The sequence below is a fragment of the Microbispora sp. H10670 genome, assembly GCF_014161385.1.
GTDB classification, from domain to species: domain Bacteria; phylum Actinomycetota; class Actinomycetes; order Streptosporangiales; family Streptosporangiaceae; genus Microbispora; species Microbispora triticiradicis.
Genome location: NZ_JABBWW010000084.1, coordinates 1 through 1,306, shown reverse-complemented (window position 1 = coordinate 1,306; position 1,306 = coordinate 1). Strand labels below are relative to the sequence as shown.

The window sequence follows — 1,306 nt, the reverse complement described above, 5'->3', positions numbered from 1 at the left end:
GCCCACGGGCTGGCGTGCCGGCTGTTGTCGGCGAAGGTCGTCATCGCCTGGCGGAAGCGCTTGTTGCAGGCCCAGCGGAAGTGCACCGCGCGATGCTTGCCCGACTCCTTGGTGACGGGTGTGCACCCGGCCAGCGCGGCGACGGAGTCGGCGTTTGCGTAGGCTGGACGGCAGTCGCCCCACTCGGCGAGCATCTGGGCGGCGTTGATCTGACCCGACCTTGGCAGCGACGTGAAGATCTCCCCGTCCGGATGCTCCCCGAGGTGGGCGGCGGCCGACCGGTCGAGATCCTTGATCGCTGCGTTCAGCGCCTTCAGCACGCCCACCAAAGCCAGCACGGCATCGCGCAGCGCTTCGGTCAGGGCGTCCTCGCCGGTGCCGCGCGGGGCCGACCGCAGCCGCTCCAGCAGCGTGGCGGCGGTGCGCCGGCCGGAGTAGCCGTGCTTGACCATGAACGCCTTCATGCGCTTTTCGCCCAGGTGGGCCGCGCTGGCCGGGGTGGGATAGCGGGTGAGGAACTCCAGGCTGATCGCCGATTCGACGTCGGCGAACAACGCTTTGGCGCCGGGCCAGTAGGCCGACAGCAGCGCCGACAGCTGGTTGGTGGCCGCGACCCGCGCCTCGACCAGATCGCCGCGGGCGCGCACCACGGTGCGCACCGCTTTGGTCTGCGCCGAGTACGGTGCAGCCACCTGCAACCTGCCCTGGCGTACGCGCAGGTAGTCGGCGATCACCTCCGCGTCCCGCAGGTCGTTCTTGGCACCCGAGGGCACCTCGCTTTCACGCCAGACCTTGATCGCGTTCGGCTTGACCGGGACCACCGGGTGCCCAGCCTCCAGCAGCAGATCGACCAGACGCCCGTTGGGCCGCTCGATCGCCACCGGGATCTGCCCGGCCGGACCATATGCGGCCAAGCGGCGTACCAGCCCGGCGATCCCGTCCGCCGAGTGCTCGATCACGAACCCACTCAGCACCTGACCGGCCCGGTCCATCACACAGACCGCGTGCTCATCGACGGCCCAGTCGACTCCGACGAACACCAGCGCCTGGGGCAGCGCAAGCGACACGACGACTCCTCACGGTGGCAGCGACGACTCGGCGAGGAGGCTGACAGCTGGGTGGTCACTAACCGGCGCTCTACGGCGCGTCCCTCTGTTGCCAGTTCACAGCCCCGGGGAAACCGGGGGCGGCGGTGTCATCGAGGCCTTTCACAGGCGACCGAACAGGGCCGTCACCCCGGCTCCCGCCGAGTCCCTTCCACAAGACCCTACGCGGGCCCCGCAGTAAGGATGGTGCCCTAGTGACC

The 1,306-nt window shown here is 69.8% G+C and carries 1 protein-coding gene; it reads right to left on the bottom strand.

The window, feature by feature from the left end; genetic code table 11:
* Positions 1–1,067, bottom strand: a 1,067-nt coding sequence (locus tag HHX33_RS34620) for an IS110 family transposase (RefSeq protein ID WP_182878248.1), incomplete at its 3' end; no start/stop codon positions are given.
* Positions 1,068–1,306 lie beyond the last annotated feature (239 nt).